Raw genomic sequence first — 22,845 nt, 5'->3', positions numbered from 1 at the left:
GAGTGAGGTTAGGCAATCCTTCGTTCGCGGTATAGTGAAGGGGAGATGAGCACCCCCGCACCGCACCGAACGACGCGCCCCGCCGGCGAGCACAGCCCCGCCGCGTGCCGGGCGCCGCGACATTCGCGCGTGCAGCACCTCATCACCGCCGACGAGTCGTCGCTGACCGACCTCGAGGCCCTGCTGACGACGCTGCCGCTGTGCTCGACGGGCCGGGTCTTCATCGAAGTGCCGGATCCCTCGTGGCAGGCCCACCTCGACGTGCCGCCGCGCATGATCGTGACGTGGCTCGACCGCTCCCGCCGCACCGGCGACCCGGGCACGGGTCGGGCGTGCGCCCCGGGCCAGGCGCTCTCCCGCGCGGTCACCGCGTGGGCCGACGAGATGATGTGCGCCGACGACGACAGCACGCGCGTGTTCCTCCTCGGCGGTTACCTCGGCACCGCCGACATCGTCGACCACCTCACGTCGCGGCTCGGCGTCGACTCCGCCGAGATCCACGCGCCCGAGGAGTACGGGCTCACCGCCCGCTGACCCGGCGCGCCCGTCGAAGGACTGGGCCGTCAGGTGCTGCGCGTCGGACGAGCGGCCGCGCCGCGCCTTGCGGACTGACGCGGGACGTAGTTGCCGTCCTCGAGGCCGGCCTCGATCTCGAACCGGTTGCGCAGCGGATCGCGCCCCGCGAGCAGGTACAGCACGGGCATGAGGAAGCCGTAGCGCTGCCATTGCCGCTTGTGCACGGCCTCGTGACGCAGCACGTTGTCGGTGACGTCGGCCTCGCCCGTGAGGTAGCAGCCGCCCGCGCACACGCCTCCGCGTGGGAACGCCCAGCGCGGCATGCCGCGGAACACCCACAACCCCTCCCGCTGCTCGATGCGGCCTGTGCTCCACAGCGTGCCCCACACCCAGCCGACGGTCGTGCCGTACCAGTAGCCGACGCGGCTGATGGGCGAGTCGAGGAGGAGCGACGGGATGAACCGGTCGATCGCGCGACCGCGCGCGAGCGCCCTCTCGGCCGCCTCCCGCCATCCGGGAGGAGGGGTGGGGACAGGGCTCACGCGAGCGCCCCGACGATGCGCAACAGCGCGCCGAGGTCGTCGGTCGCGGCATCCGGCGACGCGGGGGAGTAGCCCGCGAGCGTGGCACCCACGAGCGGCACGGCGGCGCGCAGCGCGCCGATCGCCGCGGTGAGATCGGCGACCCCCACGCCGAACGGTTCGGGGTGCGCGTTGCCGGCGAGCTCGGCCGGATCGAGCGCGTCGACGTCGACGTGGATGTACACGGAGGCCGCACCGGTCGCGGCGACCGCTTCGACGAGCGCATCCGGGTCACTCACCGTGTCGGCGGGGACGACGCGGATGCCGCGCGCCTCGATCGCCTCGAGCTCGGCGTCGTCGTACGAGCGCGTCGCCACGAGCACGACGCGGCTCGGCGCGACGGCGCCTTCGTTCAGCACGAGCGCGGGGTCGCCGTCGCCCACGACCGCGCGCAGCACCATGCCCGCGAACGCTCCCGACGGTGAGGTCTCGGGAGTGTTGAAGTCGGGGTGGGCGTCGATCCACACGATGGCGAGGTCCGGATGCCGAGCCACCGCGTGCGCGATCGGGCCGAGTGCGACGCCGCAGTCGCCGCCGATCGTGAGCACGGGCTCCTCGTGCGACGACAGCGCCTCTTCGACCTGCGCGCGCACGCGCTGGAGGGTGCTCAGGCGCCGGATGCCGGTGCCCAGCGATTCCCCGGCTTCGATCGGCACATCGAGGATCGTCGTGGCGGAGCGGGGGAGGTCGCCCGCGATCGCGCGGGCTCCGTCGATGAGCTGCATCGCGCGGGTGGAGGGGCTTCCCTGCCACTGGGGCACGACGAGATAGCGGGTCATCCTCACATCATTCCGCATGCGCGCGTGCGCGACGCCGGACGGATCGCGAATGGCGCCGCGCCCGGGAACGCGTCCCCGGGCGCGGCGCCTTCACGGTCGTGCGTTACGGCGTGTAGGGCGCCGACGACGCGTCGATCGCCTGCTGGTTCTTGGCGGGGCCGTTGCCCGCCTTCAGCGCGGCGAGGCGCGCCTCGACCTCGGTCAGCTCACCCATGTCGTCGAGCTGGTTGAACTGCGCGTCGAGGCTCGACGCCGCGAGCTCCTGCTTGCCGGCCGCGAGGGCCTCCTGGCGACGCACCTTGTCTTCGAACCGGCCCAGCTCGCTGGTCGGGTCGAGCACGTCGATGGACTTGACCGCGTCGTGCACCTTGGTCTGGGCCTCGGCGGTCTTGGAGCGGGCGAGCAGCTCGGACCGCTTGTTCTTGAGCTGGTCGAGCTTCTGCTTCATGCCGTTGAGGCCGTCCTTGAGCTTGTTGACCACCTCCGTCTGCGACGCGATCGTGGGCTCGGCCTGCTTGGCCTCGCTCTCGGCGCTGATCTGCCGCTGGAGGGCGATCTTGGCCAGGTTGTCGAACTTGTCGGCGTCGGCCGCGCTGCCCTGGGAGCGGAGCTCGTCAGCCTTGCGGCTGGCGGCGAGCGCCTTGTTGCCCCATTCGGCGGCCGCCTGAACGTCCTCCTGGTGGTCACGCTCGAGCAGGCGCAGGTTGCCGATCGTCTCGGCGATCGCCGACTCGGCGTCGGCGATGCTGTTCGTGTAGTCGCGAACGAGCTGATCGAGCATCTTCTCGGGGTCTTCGGCCTGGTCGAGGAGCGCGTTGATGTTCGCGCGCACCAGGGTGGAGATGCGGCCGAAGATGGACTGCTTTGCCATCACAGTGGTTCCTTTCACTCGGTAGTCACGTTAGGGCTTGGCGGCCCGGTCGGTGGGCCTGACGTTGTGCGGCCTAGAAGCGACCACCCCCTCGGCGGCCGCGTGTGCCGCCGCCGCCGAAGCTTCCGGGTCGGAAGCCGCCGCCGCTGCGGCCGCGTCCGCCGCCTCCGCCGAGCATTCCGCCCAATCCGCCGGAGAGGCCGCCGGACGATCGACCGCCTCCTCCGCTGAGCAGGGAGTTGATGACGATGCCGCCGAGGACCGCGCCGAGCATGCCGCCGCCGCCCCCGCCCGACCCGGCGGAGGGTGCGCCGAGCATGCCGCCGCCCGAGAACGCGCCCACGTCGTTCTGCGCGGACCGGATGGCCTGGCCCGCGAGCTGATCGGCCCGCTGCGCGAACTGCAGCGCCTGGGCGGCGTCGCTGGCCTGAAGCTGCTGGGCGCGCACGAGCGACGCACCCGCCTCGGCGAGCCGCGTGCGGGCCTCGGCGCCGACCGCGCCTCGTCGCGCGGTGATGTAGTCCTCGGCCGCGGAGACCTGCGCCTGTGCCTGCATCATGAGCTGGCCGAGCATCTGCCGGTTGCGCTGCTCCTGTGCCGCCGCGTCGCGGACGCCCTGCACGACGCCGTCGATCGCGGTGTTGGCCGCCTCGAGGGTCTGCAGCGTCGCGATGGGCCTCTTGGCGTTGCCCGACAGGCCCTGCCGCGCGGCGTCGACCTGCTGACGCGTCGACGCGACGACTCCCGCCACGCGCCCGTCGGCATCGGGGAGCGCGGCCGCCGTGGCCATGTCCTGCTCGAGCTCGGCGATGAGCGCGGCGGCGTTCTTCTCGGCATCCGCCAGGTCGGTCCCGACCTTGGTGATCGCCTCCTGCAGCAGGACGGCCTGCGACACGGACTCCTCGGCGGCGCGGATGCTGACGGCCGCCCGCCCGCCGTCGCCCGCGCCGATCGCGGTCTGCGCCTCGGCGAGCTGCTCGTCGGCGAACGCGATGCGGTCGCGCGCCTGCTCCGGGTTGTCGGCGACCGTCGAGAGCGCCTCGGGCGCGTACGTCGTGGAGAGCCGCGCGAGCTCGGCGGCGGAGGCCTCGATGGAGGCCGCCGCCTTCGCCCGTGCCTCCTGCACCCGGGCGAGCGCCTCGGGGGCGTTCTGCTCGAGCTTGCGCAACTCGTCGAACGCGGCGGCCTTCTCGTCGAGCTCGTCGCTCGCCTGCCCGCAGAGCTGGAGGATCTGCGCGTTCCACGCGCGGGTCTCCTCCTCGGTGTCTTCGACGCCGTCGTCGAGCTTCTGCTTGAGGGTGAACGCCTCGTTCAGGTTCGCCTTCGCGGTCTCGAGCGCCTGCGCGAACTCCTGGGTCGCCGCGTCGCCGAACTGCGCGCGCGCGAACCCGAGCTCCTGCTCGCTCGTGCGCACGGCGTCGTCCATCTCGACGAGAGCCGACGACGCGCGACGCGCGAGCTCCTTGGTGTCGAGCGTCTCGACCGGGGGCTGCGCCGTGCCCGACCCGGCAGCGCCCTGCTTCTTGCGACGGGTGCGCACGACGAGCCACACGACCACCGCGATCGCGGCCGCGATGACGAGGAAGATCAGCAGTCCGCCGAGGAACCCGCCGCCGCCCGACTCGCCGGGCTGCCCGCCGCCGGCCGCTGTCTCGAATCCGTCGGCCGCCGCGATCGCGGCGGCCGCGTAGTCGCCGTCGCTCAGCTGCGGCCGGATCGACTGCTCGATGGCGTCGAGCTGGTCGCCGCTGATCGGACCCTCGGTATCGGCGGAGATGTAGTACTGGCGCCCCTCGGTCGCGACGGCCAGCAGGTACTGGGTCGCGCCCAGCCCGTTGTCGAGGGCGACCTGGTCGGCCCATTCCTGGCGATCGGACGGGTTCGTGAACTCGTCGACGTACACGACGTACAGGTCGATGCCGGTGTCGTCGAACAGCTCCTCGAGGCGATCCTCGACGGCGTTCAGCTGACCGCCGAGCGCGTCGACCTGGTCGACGACACGTCCCGCGCCGAGCGGCACCGGGTCGGTCGCCCACGCGACCCCGCCGGCACCCGCGAGCACCAGCCCCCACGCCGCCCCGAGCGCCGCGACCCATCGAGCACGCATCGAACCCCCTTCGGCACGATCGAACATCGCCACCGCGAGTCTATTCAGCCGCGACGGACGGGCGATAGCCAGGGGGCTGGGAAGGAACGGACCGGATGCCGCGCAGCGGCGTGCCCGCGCGGCATCCGTGTCTTCCCCCCGCCGGCCGGTAGCCTGTGCGACTCGGAGGACCCATGGACGACCGCTACGGAACCGATGTTCTCGCCGCCGGCTGGCGCGAGCGTGCACGCCGCCTCGTGCCTCGCGTGGAGGCCGAGCGCGACCTCGTCGTGGAGGTCGCCGACGACGGCTGGTGCGGCGCGGTCGTGGGGCTGTCGGGCGGGAACGTCGAGCTCGAGGACCGGCACGGCCGGCGCCGGCTCTTCCCGCTCGGTGCGGGGTTCCTCATCGACGGCGGGGACGTCGTGCTCGTGCGTCCCGAGGCGAAGGCGAGCACCGTCCCGTCGCGCACCGCGTCGGGATCGTTCGCGGTCGAGACCGAGCGGGCTCGCGTCGCGCGCGCGAGCCGCATCCTCGTCGAGGGGCGCCACGACGCCGAGCTCGTCGAGCGCATCTGGGGCGACGACCTGCGCGTCGAGGGCGTCGTGGTCGAGTACCTGCGGGGCGTCGACCTGCTCGCGGCGATGCTCGACGACGAGCCCCCGTCGGCGGAGCGCCGCTACGGCGTCCTCGTCGACCACCTCGTGCCCGGCTCGAAGGAGGCGCGCATCGCCGACGCCGTGCTGCGGGGCCGCCACGGCGCGCACGTGAGGATCGTGGGGCATCCGTACGTCGACGTGTGGCAATGCGTGAAGCCGGATGCCGTCGGCATCGCGGCGTGGCCGGAGGTGCCGCGGGGCGTCGACTACAAGACGGGCGTGTGCCGCGCGCTCGGCTGGCCCGCGCAGACGCAGGCCGACCTCGCGCGAGCATGGCAGCGCATCCTCGGTTCGGTGCGGTCGTACCGCGACCTCGAGCCGGCGCTGCTCGGCCGCGTCGAGGAGCTCATCGACTTCGTGACCGCATGATCGGGTCCCTTAGCCTGGAGGGGTGACGGAGACTCCATCCCCGCCGCGCGTGTTCCGCGACAGACCGGTGTCGTTCGTGCGCCGCAGCGGCCGTATGTCCGACGCCCAGGAGCGCGCGTGGAGCGAGCTCGCCCCGCGCTACGTCATCGAGGTGCCGCGCGACGCGGCGGCGACGAGCGTCGCGGCCGGCGCGGCGATCGACCCCGCGGCGGTGTGGGGGCGCGAAGCTCCGCTCGTGGTCGAGATCGGATCGGGCCAGGGTCACGCGATCGTCCACGCGGCGACGTCGCGCCCTGAGTGGGACTTCCTCGCGATCGAGGTCTTCAAGGCGGGGCTCGCGCGCACGATGCTCGACGCCGAGCGCGCCGGCGCCCGCAACCTCAGGCTCGTCGAGGCGAACGCGCCCGAGGTGCTCGAGAAGCTGCTGCCCGAGGCATCCGTCTCGGAGCTCTGGGTGTTCTTCCCCGACCCGTGGCACAAGAAGAAGCACACGAAGCGCCGGCTCGTCACGCCCGAGTTCGCGGAGCTCGCTGCGCGGGCGCTGCGCGACGGCGGCACACTCCGGCTGGCGACCGACTGGGAGGACTACGCCCTCCAGATGCGCGACGTGCTGGACGAGGCCGAGGCGTTCGAGAAGGACTTCGAGGGCGAATGGGCCGACCGCTACGAGGGGCGCGCGCTGACCGCGTTCGAGCGCAAGGGCGCCCGGGCCGGTCGCGGGATCCGCGACCTCGCGTATCGCAGGCTTGCCCGATGACGGCCGCTCGGGCGGCCTGACGTGCCCGCGCATCCCGCCGTCGAGCTCGGCGTGCGACCGGCGTGGTCGTGGCGGCTCGCGCCCGCCCTCCTCGCGTGCCTCGCGGCGCCCGCGTTCTTCGTCGCGCGCATCCCGTGGCTCGGGTGGGTGCTGCTGGCGGCCGCGCTCGCGCTCGCGATCGCGATAAACCGGAGGACGGATGCCGCGCCCGCCGCGTACGGCGCCGAGCCGTCCGGCGACGCGGGTGGTGGCATCCGTCGACCCCCGAGCATCGTGCGGGACCTGTCGCTCATCGCCCTCGGCCTTCTCATCGTGAGCTCGATCCCGCTGAAGGCGGAGCTCGACAACCTCGCGATCCTGCGGTTCGCGGTGGCCCTCGGCGGCGCGGTCGTCGTGCCGTACGTCGTGTCGCGGTGGGTGTACCGGGATCACGCGATCCGGTTCCCGTGGCGCGGGGGAGGGCGCTGGACGAGGTTCCAGTGGCTGTGGCTCGTCGCCGTGCTCGCGCTCGGGTGGCTCATCCTGCCGTTCTACTTCATCACGTCGGGCGTCTACGCGAACTGGCCCGTCGTCGACACTCCCGACCTCATCGCGCGGCTGTTCGTCGGCGTCGGCGCGGTGGGGATCTGGGACGAGCTGTTCTTCATCTGCACGTGCTTCGCGCTGCTGCGCCGGCACTTCGCGGACTGGCAGGCGAACGTTCTGCAGGCGGTCGTCTTCGTGTCGTTCCTGTGGGAGCTCGGCTACCAGGCGTGGGGGCCGCTGCTGACGATCCCCTTCGCGCTTCTGCAGGGGTTCATCTTCATGAAGACGCGCTCACTCGCGTACGTCGTGACGGTGCACCTGCTGTTCGACGCGGTCGTGTTCCTCGTGCTCGTGCACGCCCACAATCCGGGTGCACTCGACTGGCTGTTCTTCGTCTGACGCGCGGACGGCCGGGAGGTAGACTTCAGCCGGCTCGGGCGGTATGTGCGCGATTCCATGGGGCTGGGTGACCCCACAGGTGCCTCACCCGTGGTTTCGACGAACGACAAGGAGCAGCGCCGCCATGAGTGCCGCCGACCCCTCTCGCCGACGCGGCGTCATCCGGCAGTTCCTCGCGTACTACGTGCGTGCCGGCTTCGCATGGGCGGTGCCGGCCGCAGTCCTCGTCGGCTTCCTCCGTTTCGACGGCGACGTCCGAATGATCGTCGGCGGGACCGCGCTGGTCACGATCGTGACGGCGGTCGCTGCCCTCGTCGCCTTCCGGCGTCGGATGGCCGCGGCGGAGTACGTTCCGCCGCGTAACGGCCGGGCATCGACCTCGGCGCTGCCGCCGGCCGCCGTCACGACGCCGGATGATCTCGAGCGCAGACGGGGACGGTCGCTCATGGGATGGGCCGTGCTCATCGGAGCGGGCGTCGTGCTCTCCGCAACGGTGTGGTGGCTGGTCGTGAATGCGGAGCGCGCCGATCCCGCGGTTGCGGTCGCCGTGCTCATCGCCGCCGGCGCGGGCGGGATCGCGTGGCTCGTCTTCGCCAACCAGTTCGTATGGACGCGCCCGCTTCTCGCTCGCAACGCGCGACTCGCGGCGGAGCATCCGCAAGCTCTCGTGCTGTCCGCCTACTTCGGATTTTTCGACACGATCTCCGCGGGCCTCGTGCTGCGGGACGTGTGCGGTGCGGAATGCGGCAGGTGGCGTGCACGCGTGCCAATGCTTTCCACGCTGGTGGTCGACCACGCGGGGATCGCGGTCTGGCGGGGCGGGCGTAGGCCGCATGCGCAGTACACGGTGCCGTGGTCGAGCATCGGCGAAGTGACATCCGATTACGTCGAGGTCGACACCGGCGCGGGGGACTCGCTGCGCCTCGGCATCCACATCGACCTGCGCCTGCGCGAGGGCGACGAGCTTCTCGGGTGGCTTGGCATCTCGTTCCTCCCGACTCGTTCCAGCCTCCGGGCGCCCTACCCGTTCCGCGATCGCGCGGTGATCGAGGCGGTCGCGCACGCGATCGACGAGCGCCGGCCGGGGCGCGAGGACCTCTTTCGCGGCATGACGATGGACGAGGTCCGGGCGGCTCTCGACGACCCCGAAGAGTTCGACGACGACGAGCATCGCGAGGCGTTTCTCGACGAGGTCCGCGCGTGGGTTGCGTCGCGCGAGGGAACAGTGCCGCGCGGCGCCGAATGGCTTGCGATGTTGCTGGCTCCGCGGCGCGAGTCTCTGTCGCCCTGACGCCGCCTGCTCCGCTCGCGGCGAGCCGCCCGGGGCCTGCCCAGGGCGACTCGCTAGGCTGGCCCGCGGATCCCGACAGGGTCCCCGGACGAGGGTTCAGTACCCGGTGTGCGACAAGACTGGCCAGGAGACGCTGTCATGTCGTGGGTCATCCTCATCATCTCCGGTGTGCTCGAGGCCGTGTGGGCCACCGCGCTCGGCAAGTCCGAGGGCTTCACCAAGTTCTGGTCGAGCGTGGTCTTCGGAATCGCGCTCGTCGCCAGCATGGGCGGGCTCGCGTGGGCCATGCGCGACATCCCGACCGGCACCGCATACGCCGTGTGGGTCGGCATCGGAGCGGCGCTGACCGTCGCGTACGCGATGATCACCGGCGCCGAGTCGTTCTCGATCGTGCGTCTGCTGCTGATCCTCGGACTCGTGGGCTGCGTGGTCGGGCTCAAGCTCGTCGGCCACGAATAGAGACGGATGCCCCGACCGCGGCCCGCCGGACATGAGGTCTTCGTGAGCAAGCGGGAACTGGGCCTAGACGCGTCGCGCATCGTGTGAAAGTCTCCCGCGCAGGGCCGGTGACATCGGGGTCGCCGGCGGAAAGGGCACACAATGCTGAAGAGGAAGACGCGGACGGCGGCCTTCGTCGCCGTCGGCGCGGTCGCCGCCAGCCTGGCGATCGCGTCACCCGCACTCGCGGTACCGAACAACAACTCCGCCAAGAAGCTCACGAAGGCGGTCACGCTCGAGGGTGTGATGGACCACCTCCAGGCTTTCCAGGCAATCGCCGACGAGCACGGCGACCGTGCGGCGGGACGCCCCGGGTATGAGGCATCCGTCGATTACGTCGTGGACCAGCTGACGGACGCGGGGTACTCGCCGGTCGTCCAGGACTTCGAGTTCCCCTACTTCGATGAGAACAACGCGCTCGTCCGGGTCTCGCCGAACCCCCGCACGTTCATCGACGGCACCGACTTCCTGCGGAACCGGTTCGACTCGGGCAGCCCCGAGGGCACCGCGACCGCACCCCTCGTGCCGGTGGGCATCGTGCTCGTCGACGAGGACGACCCGCCGAACAGCAACTCCAGCGGCTGCGAGGCCGCCGACTTCGCCGGCTTCCCGGTGGGCTCGATCGCGCTCATGCAGCGCGGAACCTGCGGCTTCGCGGTCAAGGCGCTCAACGCCGAGGCGGCGGGCGCGGCGGGTGCGATCATCATGAACGAGGGCCAGAGCATCCCGACTGACCGCGAGGGCCTCCTCAACATGATCGGCGACGCCACGGGGCTCACGATCCCGACGGTCTTCGTCACGGCCGATGCCGGTGAGGACCTGAACTCGACGCCGGGGGCGATCGTCACGGTCACCGTCGACTACGACGAGGAGATCCGCACCGCGTGGAACGTGTTCGCCGAGACCCAGGCCGGCAACGATGACAACGTCGTGATGGCCGGCGCGCACCTCGACGGCGTCCAGGACGGCGCCGGCATCAACGACAACGGCTCGGGCAGCGCCGCGCTGCTGGAGACGGCGATCCAGATGCAGAAGGTCAAGCCGAACAACACGGTGCGCTTCGCGTGGTGGGGTGCCGAGGAGGAGGGTCTGCTCGGCTCGGAGTACTACGTCGAGAACCTGAGCGAGCAGGAGCGTGGAGACATCGCGCTGTACCTCAACTTCGACATGATCGGCTCGCCGAACTACATGTTCGGCATCTACGACGGTGACAACTCGGGCGGGACCGCCGCTCCGGGATTCATCCCCGAGGGGTCGGCTCAGATCGAGGACGTCTTCGAGGCCTACTACGACAGCGTCGGAGAGCCCTACCAGGACACGGACTTCTCGGGCCGCAGCGACTACGGGCCGTTCATCGCGGTGGACATCCCCGCGGGCGGTCTGTTCACCGGTGCGGAGGACAAGAAGACCGTTGACGAGGCGGCGCTGTACGGCGGCGTGATCGACGCGGCGTACGACCCGTGCTACCACCAGCCGTGCGACAACCTGACCGGTGCCGGGCAGGACGTCACGCTGTACGACCTGCTTCGTGCCGAGTACGACCTGGAAGGCAACGTGAACCTGCACGCGCTCGACGTGAACTCCGACGCGGTCGCCACCGCGGTCATCACCTTCGCGTTCGACACGTCGACCGTGAACGGCGTCAGCGCGCCCGGGAAGTCGCACGGCGCGGGCAAGAGCATGGACGCCTTCAAGAACCGATTCGCGGGCTGAGATCGGCGCGTGGATCTCACCTTCAACATGACGTCGAAGTGACTTCCGAGTGAACTCTTGACGGCCGTCGTGAGGTGAGTATCTTCGGTTCTGCGAAGAGAAAACAGGAACGAGGAACCCGAAAGGGAACCGGATACAGAGACCGCACATCGCATTGACGATCGCCCCCGGGCGTGGTCTTCGGACCGCGTTTCCCGGGGGCGATCATCGTTGTGCGGGGGGAGCGCGGCGCCGCCTGCACGGCGTGCCCAGCGGGCGGTGATAACCTCGATCGGTACGCCTCCGTAGCTCAGGGGATAGAGCGTTGGTTTCCGGTACCAAAGGTCGCAGGTTCGATTCCTGTCGGGGGCGCGAAGAGCGGATGAAGGCCGCCGCCCCGACGGGCGGCCTTCGCCATTCCCGCGACCGTCGCACCGTACGCTTCCCCTGATGGACGTGCACAAGGCCCGGGCGTTCCTCGCCGTGGCGGAGGAGCTGCACTTCGGGCGCGCCGCGCGGCGGCTGCACATCGCGCAGCCGCCGCTCAGCCGCATGATCCGCTCGATCGAGCAGGAGCTCGGGGCGACGCTGTTCGAACGCGGGCCCCGCCGGGTCACGCTCACACCGGTGGGCGAGGCGCTCGTCGAGCCTGCGCGATCCCTCGTGATGCAGTCGGAGCGCATCACCGAGATCGTGCGACGGATGCAGCGGGGCGAGTCCGGCCGGGTGAGCCTCGGGTTCTCCGGGGCATCCGTGAATGCCGTCGTCGGTGCGCTCGTCGGCAAGGTCCGTCGCGACGCTCCCGAGCTCACGCTCGACCTGCGTGGTTCACAGCTGTCCGAGCCGGGGCTCGAGCGGCTGCTGGCGGGGGGGCTGGATGCGATCCTCGGACGCTGGGACCGCCTCCCGCCGGAGGTCGAGTCGTGCATCCTTGCGGAGGAGGAGCTGCTCGTGGCGCTGCCGGCGGGGCATCCGCTCGCGACCTCGGCCGAGCTGGCGCCCGAGCCCCTCGCCGACGAGCCGTGGGTCGTGCTCCCGGGCGGAACGGGCGCGACGCTCTCGAACCGGCTGCACCTGCTCGGCACGCGCGGGGGGTTCGTGCCGCGGATCGTCGAGACGGCCGTCGACTCGGCGACTCAGCTGCTCATGGTCGACGCGGGCGCGGGACTCGCGCTCACCTTCTCGGGCGTGAGCGAGAGCATCCCGGTGCACGACGTCGTGTTCCGGCCCGTGCGGCCGAGCCTCGGCCCGGTCGAGGTGCGGCTCGCGTGGCGCAGGGCCGATCCGAACCCCGCGCTGGCGAAACTCATCGCGCTCGCGGCTTCGCTCAACGAGTGATACCCGCAGGGTATCGTCGGGTGCCGTTATTGATACTTCCGATCATGGCTCTGCGCCGTGACACTGGATTGCATGGCCTCTCCCCACGCACCGCTCGCCGGCATCCTGGTCGCCGATTTCAGTCGCGTGCTCGCCGGTCCGCTCGCGGCCGCGACGCTCGCCGACCTCGGCGCGCGCGTGATCAAGGTCGAGCGCCCGGAGGCGGGCGACGACACCCGCGCGTGGGGCCCCCCGTGGACCGACAACAGCGCCTCCTACTTCGAGAGCGCCAACCGAAACAAGCAGTCGGTCACGCTCGACCTCGACGACCCCGACGACCGCGAGCTCGCCCGTGAGCTCGCCCGCCGCGCCGACGTCGTGCTCGAGAACTTTCGCTCGGGCGCGCTCGAGAAGCGAGGGCTCGGCTACGAGCAGGTGCGCGAGGAGAACCCCGGAGTCGTGTACTGCTCGATCTCGGGCTTCGGCGGGGGAGCGGGCGCGGATCTTCCGGGCTACGACTTCCTCGTCCAGGCGGTCGGCGGGCTCATGTCGATCACCGGAGACTCGGATGCCGACGGCGGACGCCCCGTGAAGGTGGGCGTCGCGCTGGTCGACGTCCTGACCGCGAAGGACGCGACGATCGGCATCCTCGCGGCCCTCCACGCTCGGCGCGGGACGGGCCGCGGGCAGCGGGTCGAGGCCAACCTGCTCTCGAGCCTGCTCGGATCGCTCGTCAACCAGGCGTCGTCGTACCTCACGACCGGCGTCGCTCCGGGGCGCGCCGGCAACACGCATCCGTCGATCGCCCCTTACGAGCTCCTCCCGAGCGCGGACGGCGATATCGCGATCGCGTGCGGCAACGACGGTCAGTTCCGCCGCCTCGCCGCGGTCGTCGGCGACGAGACGCTCGCCGACGACGAGCGCTTCGCGACGAACTCCGCACGCGTCCACCGCCGCGCCGAGCTCATCGCCGCCCTGTCGGCGCGGCTCACGCGCGAACCGGCGGATGTCTGGGTCGAACGCCTGTCTGCCGTCGGCGTGCCCGTCGGCAAGGTCGGCACCGTGGCGGACGGCTTCCGCCTCGCCGACCGCTTGGGGCTCGAACCCCTCGTCTACGTCGGGGAGGGGCGGCCCGCGCAGGTGCGCAACCCCATCTCGTTCTCCGACACCCCGATCACCGAATATGTCGCCCCGCCCCGGCTGGGCCAACACAGCGAAGAGATCCGTCGCTGGCTGCAAGAGGAGGAAACACCGTGACCCACATCGATCCGATGAGTCTGCCGGCGCCGGAGCCGACGGATCCGGCGGGCCTGGACAGCCTGCTGACCGCGGACGAGAAGGCCGTCCGCGACGCGGTCCGCCAGGCTCTCGACCGCGTCGCCGAGCCCTACATCGCGGAGTGGTTCGAAGCGGGCGAGATCCCGAACATCCGCGAGCTCACGAAGGAGCTCGGCGACCTCGGCGTGCTCGGCATGCACCTCGAAGGCTACGGATGCGCCGGCATGTCCGCCACGGAATACGGCTTGGCGTGTCTCGAGCTCGAGGCCACCGACTCGGGCCTGCGGTCGCTCGTGTCGGTCCAGGGCTCGCTCGCGATGTTCGCGATCTGGCACTGGGGCTCCGAGGAGCAGAAGCAGGAGTGGCTGCCCCGCATGGCGGCAGGAGTAGCGATCGGATGCTTCGGCCTCACCGAGCCCGACGTCGGCTCCGACCCCGGCAGCATGAAGACCGTCGCACGTCGCGACGGCGACGACTGGGTCCTCGACGGGCGCAAGATGTGGATCTCGAACGCGCCCTACGCCGACATCGCCGTCGTGTGGGCGGGCACTGCGGAGGGCATCCGCGGATTCGTCGTCCCGACCGACACCCCCGGATTCTCGGCTCCCGAGATCAAGCACAAGATGTCTCTGCGCGCGTCGGCGACCGGCGAGCTCGTGCTCGACGGCGTGCGGCTGCCCGCATCCGCGATGCTCCCCGAGGCGCGTGGACTCAAGGGTCCGCTCGCGTGCCTCAACGAGGCCCGCTACGGCATCGTGTGGGGCGCGCTCGGCGCCGCGCGCTCGAGCCTCGAGGTCGCCCGCCGCTACGCGATCGACCGCATCCAGTTCGGTCGGCCGATCGCAGCGTTCCAGCTCACGCAGCAGAAGCTCGCCGACATGTCGCTCGAGTACATCAAGGGATACCTCCTCGCGGTGCACCTCGGGCGCCGCAAGGACGCCAGCCGGCTGCGTCCGGAGCAGGTGAGCATCGGCAAGCTCAACAACGTGCGCGAGGCGCTCGAGATCACCCGCACCGCACGCACGATCCTCGGCGCGAACGGCATCTCGCTCGAGTACCCGGTGATCCGTCACCAGAACAACCTCGAGTCCGTGCTCACGTACGAGGGCACCGTCGAGATGCACACGCTCGTGCTCGGTCAGCTGCTGACGGGGGAGTCGGCCTTCCGCTGATCGGCACGGTACGGCTCCGGCCCCGCGGTCCTCGGACCGCGGGGCCGGCGCCTTTCTGCGTGGGGCCGTTCGGGAGGGCCGCCGTCGCGTCCGCACCGGGGTCCGCGACCGTGACGGTCGGAGGCGAGTCCGTCGGCGCGAACCCACCCGTCAGCGTCGCGGAAGCTCGGCGCCCTCGCCCGCGCCCGATGCCGTGGTCGGCAGAGTGTGGGTGTGGGCGGCGGCAGCCGCGGCGGCATCCGCGAGCGTTCCGCGCGGCATCCGGTGCTTCCTCAACAGGAAGGCCATAAGCACGCCCGCGAGGCTGAGTCCGGCCATCACCCACGATGCGGCGGCGAGTCCCGATGCGAGGGCTCCGGACATGTCGACGCCCGCATCGGTCCGCGCCGTGATGACCGACGAGTAGATCGTGGCGGCCAGTGCGGTGGCGACGGCGGCGCCCACGTAGCGCGCCATGTTCGAGACGCCGGATGCGGCGCCGACCTGTTCCTGCGAGACGGAGGCCGTGGCGGCCGCTGACGCGGGGCCGTTCGACAATCCCATGCCGACCGCGATCGCGATCAGCGGCAGGACGAACGAGAGGTAGAGCCACGACGGCTGCACGAATCCGACGACGGCGAATCCGATCGCAGTGATCAGGAAGCCCAGCGCGACGACCTTCCGCCCGCCGATCTTCGCGGCGAAGCGCGGCACGAGCGGTGCCACGACGACGAGCCCCACCGTTGCGGGGAGCATCGCGAGTCCGGCCTGGAACGGGGTCATGCCGAGCGCGTCGGGGTTCTGGAAGTACAGGCTCAGCAGATACATGAGCCCGTTGATCGTTCCCGCGCCGATGAGGATGGCGGCGGTCGAGGCGACAAGCACGACGTTGCGCAGCAGAGCGAGGTCGAGGAGCGGCACGGCGACGCGCTTCTCGGTGAAGACGAACGCGAAGCCGCTGGCGACTGAGACGACGACGCAGACGAGCGTGGGGATCGAGACCCATCCCCACTGCGGCCCCTGGGCGGTCGCCAGGACGATCGGGCTCAGCGTCAGAGCCACGAGCACAGTGCCCAGATAGTCGATCGAGCGAGACCGTCCTTCGTCGCGCGACTCCTGAATCGCGAAGTAGCTGATCACCATGCAGACCACGGCGACCACGGCGTCGATCCAGAAGAGACCCTGCCAGCCCGTGAAGTCCACGAGGACACCACCCACAAGCGGTCCGGCGGCCGCGCCGATGGCCGCGGCTGCGCCCCACAGCGACACGGCGCGAAGCTGCTCGCGGCCCTCGTTCGCGACGGTGAGGATGCTGAGCCCGCACGCGAGGATCGTGGCGCCCGCCGCGCCCTGGATGATCCGGCCGACGATCACCGCGAGCCCTGTGGTGGAGAGGGCGATGAACACGCAGGAGGCGACGAACAGGAGCAGGCCGAGCTGGAACACCTTCTTGCGCCCGAACACGTCGCCCAGCGATCCGGACGTGACGATGACCGCGGCACCCATGAGCGAGTAGCCGGTGACGGCCCACTGAAGGGTGTCCACAGAGGTTCCGGTGTCCTCGCTGATGGCCGGGAGCAGGATGCTCACGGCAGAGGTGTTGGCGTTGACCACCAGCGTCGACAAGCACGTCGCCACCAGTGCTCCGCGAGAGCCCCGGCCCGCAGCGGTCGCGCGCGCGTCGCCGCCTTCGGGCGCTGAGGCCATGGCCGGTCACCACCCCTTCGTGCGGCGTGTGTCCACGCGACGATCGTGGGCTGGGGCATCCGTCGGCGCGTCATACAAGTCGGGTGATTCCACGGATGAGGCGCGAGCAGTCACCCGCCGCGGGTGATGCCGGGGCCTCACTCGGGACGTACTTTTCCCAGGAATCGACCGTGATCGATCAGCGACCCGTACAAGGGGGCCGCCGGCGAGAGGGGAAAGGCCATGATGCGATCCGTCTCTGGGGAAGGTCACCGGTCATGAGCGCCACAGACGCCGCGGGGTCGCGGCCCGAATCGATCCGCTCGCGTGCTGCGGCGGTCCCCAAACCCGTCTGGATCTCGTGGATCGCACTCGCGCTCATGACGACGAGCTCCGTCGCCAGCCTGCGACCAGCCCCGACGATGGCCGTCTACGGCCTCGCGGCGGTGTTCCTGTATCTGGTGCCGGCGGTCGTCTTCCTCCTGCCCACCTCACTGGTAGCCGCCGAGCTCGCGTCCGGATGGAAGGGCGGCGTCTACAAGTGGGTCTCGGAGGGCATCTCGAAGCCGATGGGATTCCTCGCCATCTGGTGCCAGTTCGCGATGACGATCTTCTATTACCCGACCCTGCTGGGGTTCGTCGCATCGACTCTCGCCTATGTGATCAACCCGGCACTCGCTTCGAACGGCGTGTGGACGGCGCTCGTGATCATGGTCTGCTACTGGGCCGGAGTCTTCGTGTCGTCGCGCGGCACGAAAGGCGTCGCGGGTCTTGCGAGCTGGGGTCTCATCCTCGGCACGCTGATCCCGGGTGCCGTGCTGGTCTTCCTCGGGGCGCTCTTCCTCGGGCAGGGGAACGAGTCGGCCGCGCCGATGACGGCCGAGAACCTCCTGCCCCAGTGGGCAGGGCTCGCGAGCCTCGTGCTCATCGTGAACAACTTCCTCTCCTACAGCGGCATGGAGATGAACGCCGTGCACGTGTCGTCGCTGAAGAACCCCGGCAAGGACTACCCGAAGGCGATCTTCCTCGCCATGGGGCTTGTGCTGCTGATCTTCATCCTGCCGGCGCTCGCGATCAGCTGGATCGTCCCGGCTGAGCAGATCTCGCTGACCGCGGGGATCATGCAGGCCTTCGAGGCGGTGTTCTCGACCTTCGACATCGCGTGGCTGACCCCGATCGTCGGCATCATGCTCGTCGCGGCCTCGCTCGGCGGCATGCTCACGTGGCTCGCGGGGCCGTCGAAGGGTCTTCTCCTCATCTCGCGCGAAGAGGGCTACCTGCCGCCGTTCCTGCAGAAGCTCAACAAGAACGGCGTGCAGCAGAACCTGCTCGTCACTCAGGGCATCGTCACGTCGATCATCGCTCTCGGCTACGCGCTCATCCCGAACGTCTCGAGCGCGTACTGGATCTTCTCGGTGATCACGACGCAGGTCTACCTGATCATGTACCTCCTGATGTTCATCGCCGCAGTGCAGCTGCGGCGGCGGCATCCGGACCACCCTCGTGGCTACCGCGCCCCGATCCTCGTCGCGCTGTGCGGCGTCGGCTTCGCCGCGTCGCTCGCGGCGCTGCTGGTGGGCTTCATCCCGCCGTCGCAGTTCGGCGGGGGCAGCCCGTGGGTCTACCTGCTGATCGTCGGAGGCGGCGCGCTCGGGCTCGGGCTGCTCGTGCCCTTCCTCTTCTATCGCTTCCGCAGGCCCTCGTGGAAGCAGCCCGTGGACGGAGAGGTGAGTGAATCATGAGCACGCACCAGGAGACGCAGCATCCGCGAGAGCGATCGATCATCTCGATCGTCGCGATCGTCGTGCTTGTCGCGCTCGCCGTGATCGCGACAGTGACATTCGTCGGCGCGCGGCAGCAGGCGCGCGATGTGGACAAGGCGCAGGAGCTGCTCGACTCGTTCGCGGATGCCGGGATCTCCACCCCGTTCACGGCGGAGCAGGTCGCGCGAGTGCTCGGCGACGACGGCGGTGCTGTGTGCGCCGATCCCAATGCCGCACTCTCGCGGGCGACTCTGCTGGCCGGACTGTCCAACGGTGCCGGTGGCCCGGGTCAGCGCCCCATCCTCGTCGAGTCGCGGCTCCTGCAGGGGCAGCTCCTCATCATCCAGACATACTGTCCCGAGGAGGCCGAAGAGTTCCAGGACTTCGTCGACAGCCTCAACACCGTGGAGAGCACGGGACGGTGAGCGAAGACATCCGCGACCGCGTCCGATCGATGATGTCGGCGGCGCGTGGCGAGCTCGCCGAGCTCGTCGCGCTGCGATCCGTCGCCGACCCTCGCCAGTCCCCTCCCGAGGAGTGCGCGAAAGCCGCAGAGTGGGTCCGTTCCCGGTTCGCCGAGCTCGGCTTCGCAGACGCACGGCTCGAGCGGACGCCGGACGGGAGCGACGCGGTCATCGGGCAGCGCCCGGCGGCGCATCCGGATGCCCCGACCGTCCTGCTGTATGCGCACTACGACGTGCAGCCACCGCTCGAGGAGTCCGCGTGGCGCACACCCCCGTTCGAGCTCACGGACATGGGCGGGCGCTGGGCCGGCCGCGGCGCGGCGGACTGCAAGGGGAACATCGTCATGCACCTCCTCGCGCTCCGCGCGTTGGGCGACGACATTCCCGTGAACCTGAAGCTCGTGGTGGAGGGGAGCGAGGAGCAGGGGACAGGGGGTCTCGAGCGCTACGTCGAGGCGAACCGCGACGTCCTGCGTGCCGACGCGATCCTCGTGTGCGACACCGGTAACGCGGCGGTCGGGCGTCCAGCGACGACAGTGTCGCTTCGCGGATTCGCCAACGTCGTCGTCCGGGTCGAGACGCTCGCGTCCGAGGTGCATTCCGGGATGTTCGGCGGCCCGGCGCCCGATGCGCTGGCCGCGCTCGTCGCGCTTCTCGCGTCCTTGCGCGACGCCGGCGGGAATACCACAGTCGACGGGCTGGAGCGTGCCCAGACCTGGCCCGGCGAGCCGTATGACACAGAGCAGTTCCGCAGCGATGCGGGCGTGCTCGATGGCGTGGACCTGCTGGGAGACGCCGCCGTGGCCGACGTGCTGTGGGCGCGGCCGGCGCTCACCGTGCTCGGCATCGACTGCCCGCCGGTCGTGGGATCGACCGCGGCGATCACGCCTCGGGCGGCGGCGAGGCTGAACCTTCGGGTGCCGCCCGGGACGCGGGCGACGGATGCCCTCAACGCCCTGCGGGCGCACCTCGAGGCCCATGCGCCTTGGCACGTGCGGGTCGAGATCGAGACGGAGGCCGTGGGGGAGCCGTTCCGAGCCCCCACCGACGGCCCCGCCTATCGTGCCCTCGCGGACGCGATGCGGTCCGCGTACGGCGTGCAGCCGTCGATGCTCGGCCAGGGCGGGTCGATTCCGCTGTGCAACGTGTTCGCCGACGCCTATCCGGATGCCGAGATCATCCTCATGGGCGTGGAAGAGCCGCTCGCGCTCATCCACGCGCCGAACGAGAGCGTCGATCCGAGCGAGATCGAGAACCTCGCGGTGGCCGAGGCGCTCTTCCTGCGCGCGTATGGACGCGGCGGCGGCATGACGGGCCCCGCTGATGACCGGTGACGCCGTCGCGCCGGCGAAGCTGAACCGTCGCCTGGCGATCCTGCTCGCCATGGCGATGTTCGTGCTCGTGGTGGACACGTCGATCATGAATGTGTCGATCTCGGCGGTCGTCCGCGACCTCGACACGACCGCGAGCGGTGTACAGGGCGCGATCGCGCTCGAGGCGCTCGTGTCGGCGGCGTTCATCCTCATCGGCGGCAAGGTCGGCGACCTCATCGGCCGCAAGCGGGCGTACGCGTTCGGTCTGGTCGGGTACGCGATCGGCGCCATCGCAATGACGCTCGCGCAGGGCCTCACGGCGATCATCGTGTTCTGGGCGCTCATCGGCGGGATCGGCGCGTCGCTGCTGCTGCCGGCGATGCAGTCGCTCATCCACGGGAACTTCGCGGGCGACCACCAGAAGCGTGTCTACGCGCTCGTGGGCGCGGCGGCCGCGATCGCCGCCGCGGTCGGACCGCTGCTCGGAGGCGTCATCACGACCTTCCTCTCGTGGCGCGTCGGATTCCTGCTGGAGGCGGTCATCATCGCGGTCGTCTTGATCGGACTCCCGCTCGTGCGCGATGTGCCGTACACGGGTGACCGCTCGATCGACCTCGTGGGGGCGGCGCTCTCGGTCATCGGCATGGGCGGCGTCGTGCTCGGGGTCCTCGTGTGGCAGGAGGGGGGAGGCTACGTGGGGCTCATCATCGGGCTCGGCGTCGTCGCGCTCGGCGGCCTCGCCATGTGGCTGCGGAGCCGCCACCGCGCGGGCAAGCCCGTGCTGCTGGACCCCGACCTGTTCCGGTCCAAGCTCTTCCGGAGGGGCGTGACCGGGCAGCTCCTGCAGCAGATCGCACTCGGGGGCACGATGATCGTGCTTCCCCTCTACCTGCAGATGGTCCTCGAGTACAACGCCCTTCTCGCGGGCCTGTCGATCGCGCCCTTGTCGCTCAGCATGTTCGCCGTCGCCATCGTGGCGGGGCGTCGCGCGAAGGGCCGACCTGCCAACCTCATCCTCGTCGGCTTCGTGCTCGCGGCGGCCGGGCTCGTGATCCTCGAGCCGATCATCCCCATCGCGACCTCCGGCTGGTTCCTCACCGTGCCGCTCGTCATCGCGGGATCGGGTCTCGGACTGCTCGTGTCGCAGCTCAACAACTACACGCTCTCGCCCGTCTCCGACGAGCGCGTGAGCGAGGCGGCGGGCGTCAACTCCGCGGCCGGGTCGTTCGGCCTGTCGTTCGGGCTCGCGTTCGCGGGCGCGATCATGCTCGCGATGCTGTCGGCGTCGTTCACATCCCTCGCCGCGCAGTCGGAGGTGCTCACGGCACAGGAGCAGCAGCGTGTCGCGGCCGTGCTCGAAGACGATGCGCAGCTCGTCTCCAACACCGCTCTGACCGAGCTGCTGGAGGACGCGGCGCCCGAGGCTGCGGAGGAGATCATCCGCATCAACACCCAGGCGCGGCCCCTCGCGCTGCAGATCGCGCTCCTCGTGCCGATCCTCTCGGCGGGCATCGGCATCGTGAACGGATTGCGGATGCGGCGCCTGCCGGACCCGCGCGCTTCGGAGGGAGCGGAGGGGATGCTTCTCGGGTGACTTCGGCGGGGCGCGAAGTCACCCGAGTCGGATGATGCGGCACCCGATCGGGCTGGGTGGACTGACCTTCACCGGGTGGGCCCCGCGTCGGCCGCGCCCAGCGACCGAGGTACGCGAGGGAGTCGGGATGGCGGGATTCGCAGAGGTCTCCTCGGCGGCGACGGGGCGTCGGCGATGAGCAGGCAGCCGGACGTCGCCCTCACGCGCGACGCCGGGCGCGGCATCCGCTGGACCGACCGCGTGGGCGCCCGCGATCTGGAGTCGCTCGCCCTCCTGGCAGGTGCCGTCGCTTTCGTCGTGGGAGCGACTGCGGCGCTGATCGCCTTCCGGTTCGCCTCGGCGCCGATCGCGGGACCCGACTCGATCGGTCAGTTCGCCGCCCTGGCGTCCGCGCTCGTCGCGCTCCCGTGCGTGGCAGCCGCCCGATACCTCGTGTCCGCGCGCGCCGGTGAGCGCCTCCGGCTCCTCGACCACCTCGACATCGCGGCGCTCGCCATCGCCCACGCGATCGTCGCGCTGCTGGGCTGGACGCTGCTCGCGGCGATCCTCGCCGAGGCGTTCCTCGGGGCCGTGGTCTTCCCGCTGGCGGTCATCGCCCTAGCCGGGGTGGCGACGGCGGTCACGGCGTACGTCTCGTTCTCCTCGGCGATCGCAATGGACTCGCGGCGGCTCGCGTTGCTGTTCGCCGCGTTCTTCGTGCTGGGCGTGCTCGCGGCAATGCTCAGCACGAGTGACCCGGACTGGTGGAAGGACAACCTCAGTGCGCTCGGGGTCACGACGAACGTGTCGGCGCGCGCGTTCAACCTGACCCTCATCGTGTCGGGCTTCCTCGTCACGTCGCTCGCGCGGTCCGCCACGAAGCCCACGGGAACGGATGCGCCGGGTCTGCTGAGCGTGCGGACGTGCCTGGTCGTGCTGGGGATCTTCCTCGCCCTCGTCGGCGCCTTCCCCGTGGACGTCTTCTTCGTGATCCATGTCGGCGTCTCGATCGGGATGGTCGTCGCATTCGGAGTGCTCGTCACGCGGCTTCCGCGCTGGATGCCCGGGCTGCCACGACCTTTCATCGTCCTCGGCTGGCTCTTCCTCGCCCTCATGATCCTCTTCGGGGTCTTCTACGGGATCGGCTACTACACGCTCACCGCCGTCGAGCTCATCGGCGGGGTTCTCGTGTTCACGTGGGTGATCCTGTTCATCCGCAACACGGCAGCTCTCGAAGCGGACACGCCGTGACCTTGGTCGTGTCGGCTCGACCTCCG

General features: G+C 70.5%; 20 protein-coding genes, 1 tRNA gene and 1 riboswitch. Of the genes, 16 read left to right on the top strand and 5 right to left on the bottom strand.

Annotated elements, in window-relative coordinates; translation table 11 throughout:
- Positions 1–45 precede the first annotated feature (45 nt).
- Positions 46–534: an SIP domain-containing protein gene (locus BJ991_RS14820; protein WP_179491229.1), complete on the top strand. Its 489-nt coding sequence runs from the start codon at positions 46–48 to the stop codon at positions 532–534.
- Positions 535–563: 29 nt separating this feature from the next.
- Here BJ991_RS14820 and BJ991_RS14815 read toward each other — a convergent pair whose 3' ends face one another.
- The 4 genes from BJ991_RS14815 to BJ991_RS18685 all read right to left on the bottom strand — a co-directional run bounded on the left by BJ991_RS14815 (position 564) and on the right by BJ991_RS18685 (position 4,854).
- On the bottom strand, positions 564–1,058 hold the full coding sequence (locus BJ991_RS14815; protein WP_179491226.1) for a Fe-S oxidoreductase: 495 nt from the start codon (positions 1,056–1,058) through the stop codon (positions 564–566).
- The gene (locus tag BJ991_RS14810) at positions 1,055–1,876 is read right to left on the bottom strand and encodes an arginase family protein (RefSeq protein ID WP_179491224.1); all 822 of its coding nucleotides are present in this window, start codon (positions 1,874–1,876) and stop codon (positions 1,055–1,057) included. The genes BJ991_RS14815 and BJ991_RS14810 overlap by 4 nt, the downstream gene beginning before the upstream one ends.
- A 103-nt stretch (positions 1,877–1,979) precedes the next feature.
- Complete coding sequence (locus BJ991_RS14805; protein ID WP_179491222.1) at positions 1,980–2,747, bottom strand: PspA/IM30 family protein; 768 nt, start codon at positions 2,745–2,747, stop codon at positions 1,980–1,982.
- 73 nt (positions 2,748–2,820) lie between these two features.
- Positions 2,821–4,854: a TPM domain-containing protein gene (locus BJ991_RS18685; protein WP_179491220.1), complete on the bottom strand. Its 2,034-nt coding sequence runs from the start codon at positions 4,852–4,854 to the stop codon at positions 2,821–2,823.
- Between the two features lie 173 nt (positions 4,855–5,027).
- Here BJ991_RS18685 and BJ991_RS14795 point away from each other — a divergent pair, with 173 nt between their 5' ends.
- The 10 genes from BJ991_RS14795 to BJ991_RS14750 all read left to right on the top strand — a co-directional run bounded on the left by BJ991_RS14795 (position 5,028) and on the right by BJ991_RS14750 (position 14,790).
- On the top strand, positions 5,028–5,861 hold the full coding sequence (locus BJ991_RS14795) for a DUF3097 domain-containing protein (RefSeq protein ID WP_179491218.1): 834 nt from the start codon (positions 5,028–5,030) through the stop codon (positions 5,859–5,861).
- A gap of 94 nt (positions 5,862–5,955) precedes the next feature.
- Complete coding sequence (gene trmB, locus BJ991_RS14790; protein WP_218853324.1) at positions 5,956–6,618, top strand: tRNA (guanosine(46)-N7)-methyltransferase TrmB; 663 nt, start codon at positions 5,956–5,958, stop codon at positions 6,616–6,618.
- Between the two features lie 21 nt (positions 6,619–6,639).
- Positions 6,640–7,542 (top strand): CPBP family glutamic-type intramembrane protease, encoded by a 903-nt coding sequence (locus BJ991_RS14785; protein WP_179491214.1) that lies wholly within the window; start codon positions 6,640–6,642, stop codon positions 7,540–7,542.
- A 124-nt stretch (positions 7,543–7,666) separates the two neighbouring features.
- Positions 7,667–8,833, top strand: a complete 1,167-nt coding sequence (locus BJ991_RS14780) for a hypothetical protein (protein ID WP_179491213.1) — start codon at positions 7,667–7,669, stop codon at positions 8,831–8,833.
- A gap of 63 nt (positions 8,834–8,896) precedes the next feature.
- A riboswitch (guanidine-III (ykkC-III) riboswitch) is annotated at positions 8,897–8,961 on the top strand.
- Between the two features lie 10 nt (positions 8,962–8,971).
- Positions 8,972–9,292: a DMT family transporter gene (locus BJ991_RS14775; protein ID WP_179491212.1), complete on the top strand. Its 321-nt coding sequence runs from the start codon at positions 8,972–8,974 to the stop codon at positions 9,290–9,292.
- Positions 9,293–9,433: 141 nt separating this feature from the next.
- Positions 9,434–11,044 (top strand): M20/M25/M40 family metallo-hydrolase, encoded by a 1,611-nt coding sequence (locus tag BJ991_RS14770; protein ID WP_179491211.1) that lies wholly within the window; start codon positions 9,434–9,436, stop codon positions 11,042–11,044.
- Between the two features lie 278 nt (positions 11,045–11,322).
- A tRNA-Arg gene (locus tag BJ991_RS14765) sits at positions 11,323–11,395 on the top strand.
- Positions 11,396–11,473: 78 nt separating this feature from the next.
- Complete coding sequence (locus BJ991_RS14760) at positions 11,474–12,361, top strand: LysR family transcriptional regulator (RefSeq protein ID WP_179491210.1); 888 nt, start codon at positions 11,474–11,476, stop codon at positions 12,359–12,361.
- Between the two features lie 72 nt (positions 12,362–12,433).
- Positions 12,434–13,597: a CaiB/BaiF CoA transferase family protein gene (locus BJ991_RS14755; protein WP_179491209.1), complete on the top strand. Its 1,164-nt coding sequence runs from the start codon at positions 12,434–12,436 to the stop codon at positions 13,595–13,597.
- Positions 13,598–13,611: 14 nt separating this feature from the next.
- Complete coding sequence (locus BJ991_RS14750; RefSeq protein WP_179492846.1) at positions 13,612–14,790, top strand: acyl-CoA dehydrogenase family protein; 1,179 nt, start codon at positions 13,612–13,614, stop codon at positions 14,788–14,790.
- A gap of 150 nt (positions 14,791–14,940) precedes the next feature.
- On the opposite strand, the gene BJ991_RS14745 is transcribed toward BJ991_RS14750, so the two are convergent.
- The gene (locus BJ991_RS14745) at positions 14,941–16,407 is read right to left on the bottom strand and encodes an MFS transporter (RefSeq protein ID WP_343048784.1); all 1,467 of its coding nucleotides are present in this window, start codon (positions 16,405–16,407) and stop codon (positions 14,941–14,943) included.
- Between the two features lie 326 nt (positions 16,408–16,733).
- Here BJ991_RS14745 and gadC point away from each other — a divergent pair, with 326 nt between their 5' ends.
- The 5 genes from gadC (at position 16,734) to BJ991_RS14720 (ending at position 22,819) form a co-directional block, all read left to right on the top strand.
- Complete coding sequence (gene gadC / locus BJ991_RS14740; RefSeq protein WP_179491207.1) at positions 16,734–18,197, top strand: glutamate/gamma-aminobutyrate antiporter GadC; 1,464 nt, start codon at positions 16,734–16,736, stop codon at positions 18,195–18,197.
- On the top strand, positions 18,194–18,643 hold the full coding sequence (locus BJ991_RS14735; RefSeq protein ID WP_179491205.1) for a hypothetical protein: 450 nt from the start codon (positions 18,194–18,196) through the stop codon (positions 18,641–18,643). The genes gadC and BJ991_RS14735 overlap by 4 nt, the downstream gene beginning before the upstream one ends.
- On the top strand, positions 18,640–20,016 hold the full coding sequence (locus tag BJ991_RS14730) for a M20/M25/M40 family metallo-hydrolase (RefSeq protein WP_179491203.1): 1,377 nt from the start codon (positions 18,640–18,642) through the stop codon (positions 20,014–20,016). The genes BJ991_RS14735 and BJ991_RS14730 overlap by 4 nt, the downstream gene beginning before the upstream one ends.
- Positions 20,006–21,589 (top strand): MFS transporter, encoded by a 1,584-nt coding sequence (locus BJ991_RS14725; protein ID WP_179491201.1) that lies wholly within the window; start codon positions 20,006–20,008, stop codon positions 21,587–21,589. Before BJ991_RS14730 ends, BJ991_RS14725 begins: the two co-directional genes overlap by 11 nt.
- Before the next feature lie 174 nt (positions 21,590–21,763).
- The gene (locus BJ991_RS14720) at positions 21,764–22,819 is read left to right on the top strand and encodes a DUF998 domain-containing protein (protein WP_179491199.1); all 1,056 of its coding nucleotides are present in this window, start codon (positions 21,764–21,766) and stop codon (positions 22,817–22,819) included.
- Positions 22,820–22,845: the final 26 nt, after the last annotated feature.

The organism is Microbacterium immunditiarum (assembly GCF_013409785.1).
GTDB lineage: Bacteria > Actinomycetota > Actinomycetes > Actinomycetales > Microbacteriaceae > Microbacterium > Microbacterium immunditiarum.
Note: the sequence above shows the minus strand (reverse complement) of the source record. Positions and strands in the feature narration are given on the sequence as shown.

What these genes read in the sequence shown, in the direction of transcription:
- BJ991_RS14820 (WP_179491229.1), top strand. Translation starts at nt 46, where the DNA reads ATGAGCACCCCCGCACCGCACCGAACGACGCGCCCCGCCGGCGAGCAC.
- BJ991_RS14810 (WP_179491224.1), bottom strand. Translation starts at nt 1,876, where the DNA reads ATGACCCGCTATCTCGTCGTGCCCCAGTGGCAGGGAAGCCCCTCCACC.
- BJ991_RS14805 (WP_179491222.1), bottom strand. Translation starts at nt 2,747, where the DNA reads ATGGCAAAGCAGTCCATCTTCGGCCGCATCTCCACCCTGGTGCGCGCG.
- BJ991_RS18685 (WP_179491220.1), bottom strand. Translation starts at nt 4,854, where the DNA reads ATGCGTGCTCGATGGGTCGCGGCGCTCGGGGCGGCGTGGGGGCTGGTG.
- BJ991_RS14795 (WP_179491218.1), top strand. Translation starts at nt 5,028, where the DNA reads ATGGACGACCGCTACGGAACCGATGTTCTCGCCGCCGGCTGGCGCGAG.
- trmB (WP_218853324.1), top strand. Translation starts at nt 5,956, where the DNA reads ATGTCCGACGCCCAGGAGCGCGCGTGGAGCGAGCTCGCCCCGCGCTAC.
- BJ991_RS14780 (WP_179491213.1), top strand. Translation starts at nt 7,667, where the DNA reads ATGAGTGCCGCCGACCCCTCTCGCCGACGCGGCGTCATCCGGCAGTTC.
- BJ991_RS14775 (WP_179491212.1), top strand. Translation starts at nt 8,972, where the DNA reads ATGTCGTGGGTCATCCTCATCATCTCCGGTGTGCTCGAGGCCGTGTGG.
- BJ991_RS14770 (WP_179491211.1), top strand. Translation starts at nt 9,434, where the DNA reads ATGCTGAAGAGGAAGACGCGGACGGCGGCCTTCGTCGCCGTCGGCGCG.
- BJ991_RS14760 (WP_179491210.1), top strand. Translation starts at nt 11,474, where the DNA reads ATGGACGTGCACAAGGCCCGGGCGTTCCTCGCCGTGGCGGAGGAGCTG.
- BJ991_RS14755 (WP_179491209.1), top strand. Translation starts at nt 12,434, where the DNA reads ATGGCCTCTCCCCACGCACCGCTCGCCGGCATCCTGGTCGCCGATTTC.
- BJ991_RS14750 (WP_179492846.1), top strand. Translation starts at nt 13,612, where the DNA reads ATGAGTCTGCCGGCGCCGGAGCCGACGGATCCGGCGGGCCTGGACAGC.
- gadC (WP_179491207.1), top strand. Translation starts at nt 16,734, where the DNA reads ATGAGCGCCACAGACGCCGCGGGGTCGCGGCCCGAATCGATCCGCTCG.
- BJ991_RS14735 (WP_179491205.1), top strand. Translation starts at nt 18,194, where the DNA reads ATGAGCACGCACCAGGAGACGCAGCATCCGCGAGAGCGATCGATCATC.
- BJ991_RS14725 (WP_179491201.1), top strand. Translation starts at nt 20,006, where the DNA reads ATGACCGGTGACGCCGTCGCGCCGGCGAAGCTGAACCGTCGCCTGGCG.
- BJ991_RS14720 (WP_179491199.1), top strand. Translation starts at nt 21,764, where the DNA reads ATGAGCAGGCAGCCGGACGTCGCCCTCACGCGCGACGCCGGGCGCGGC.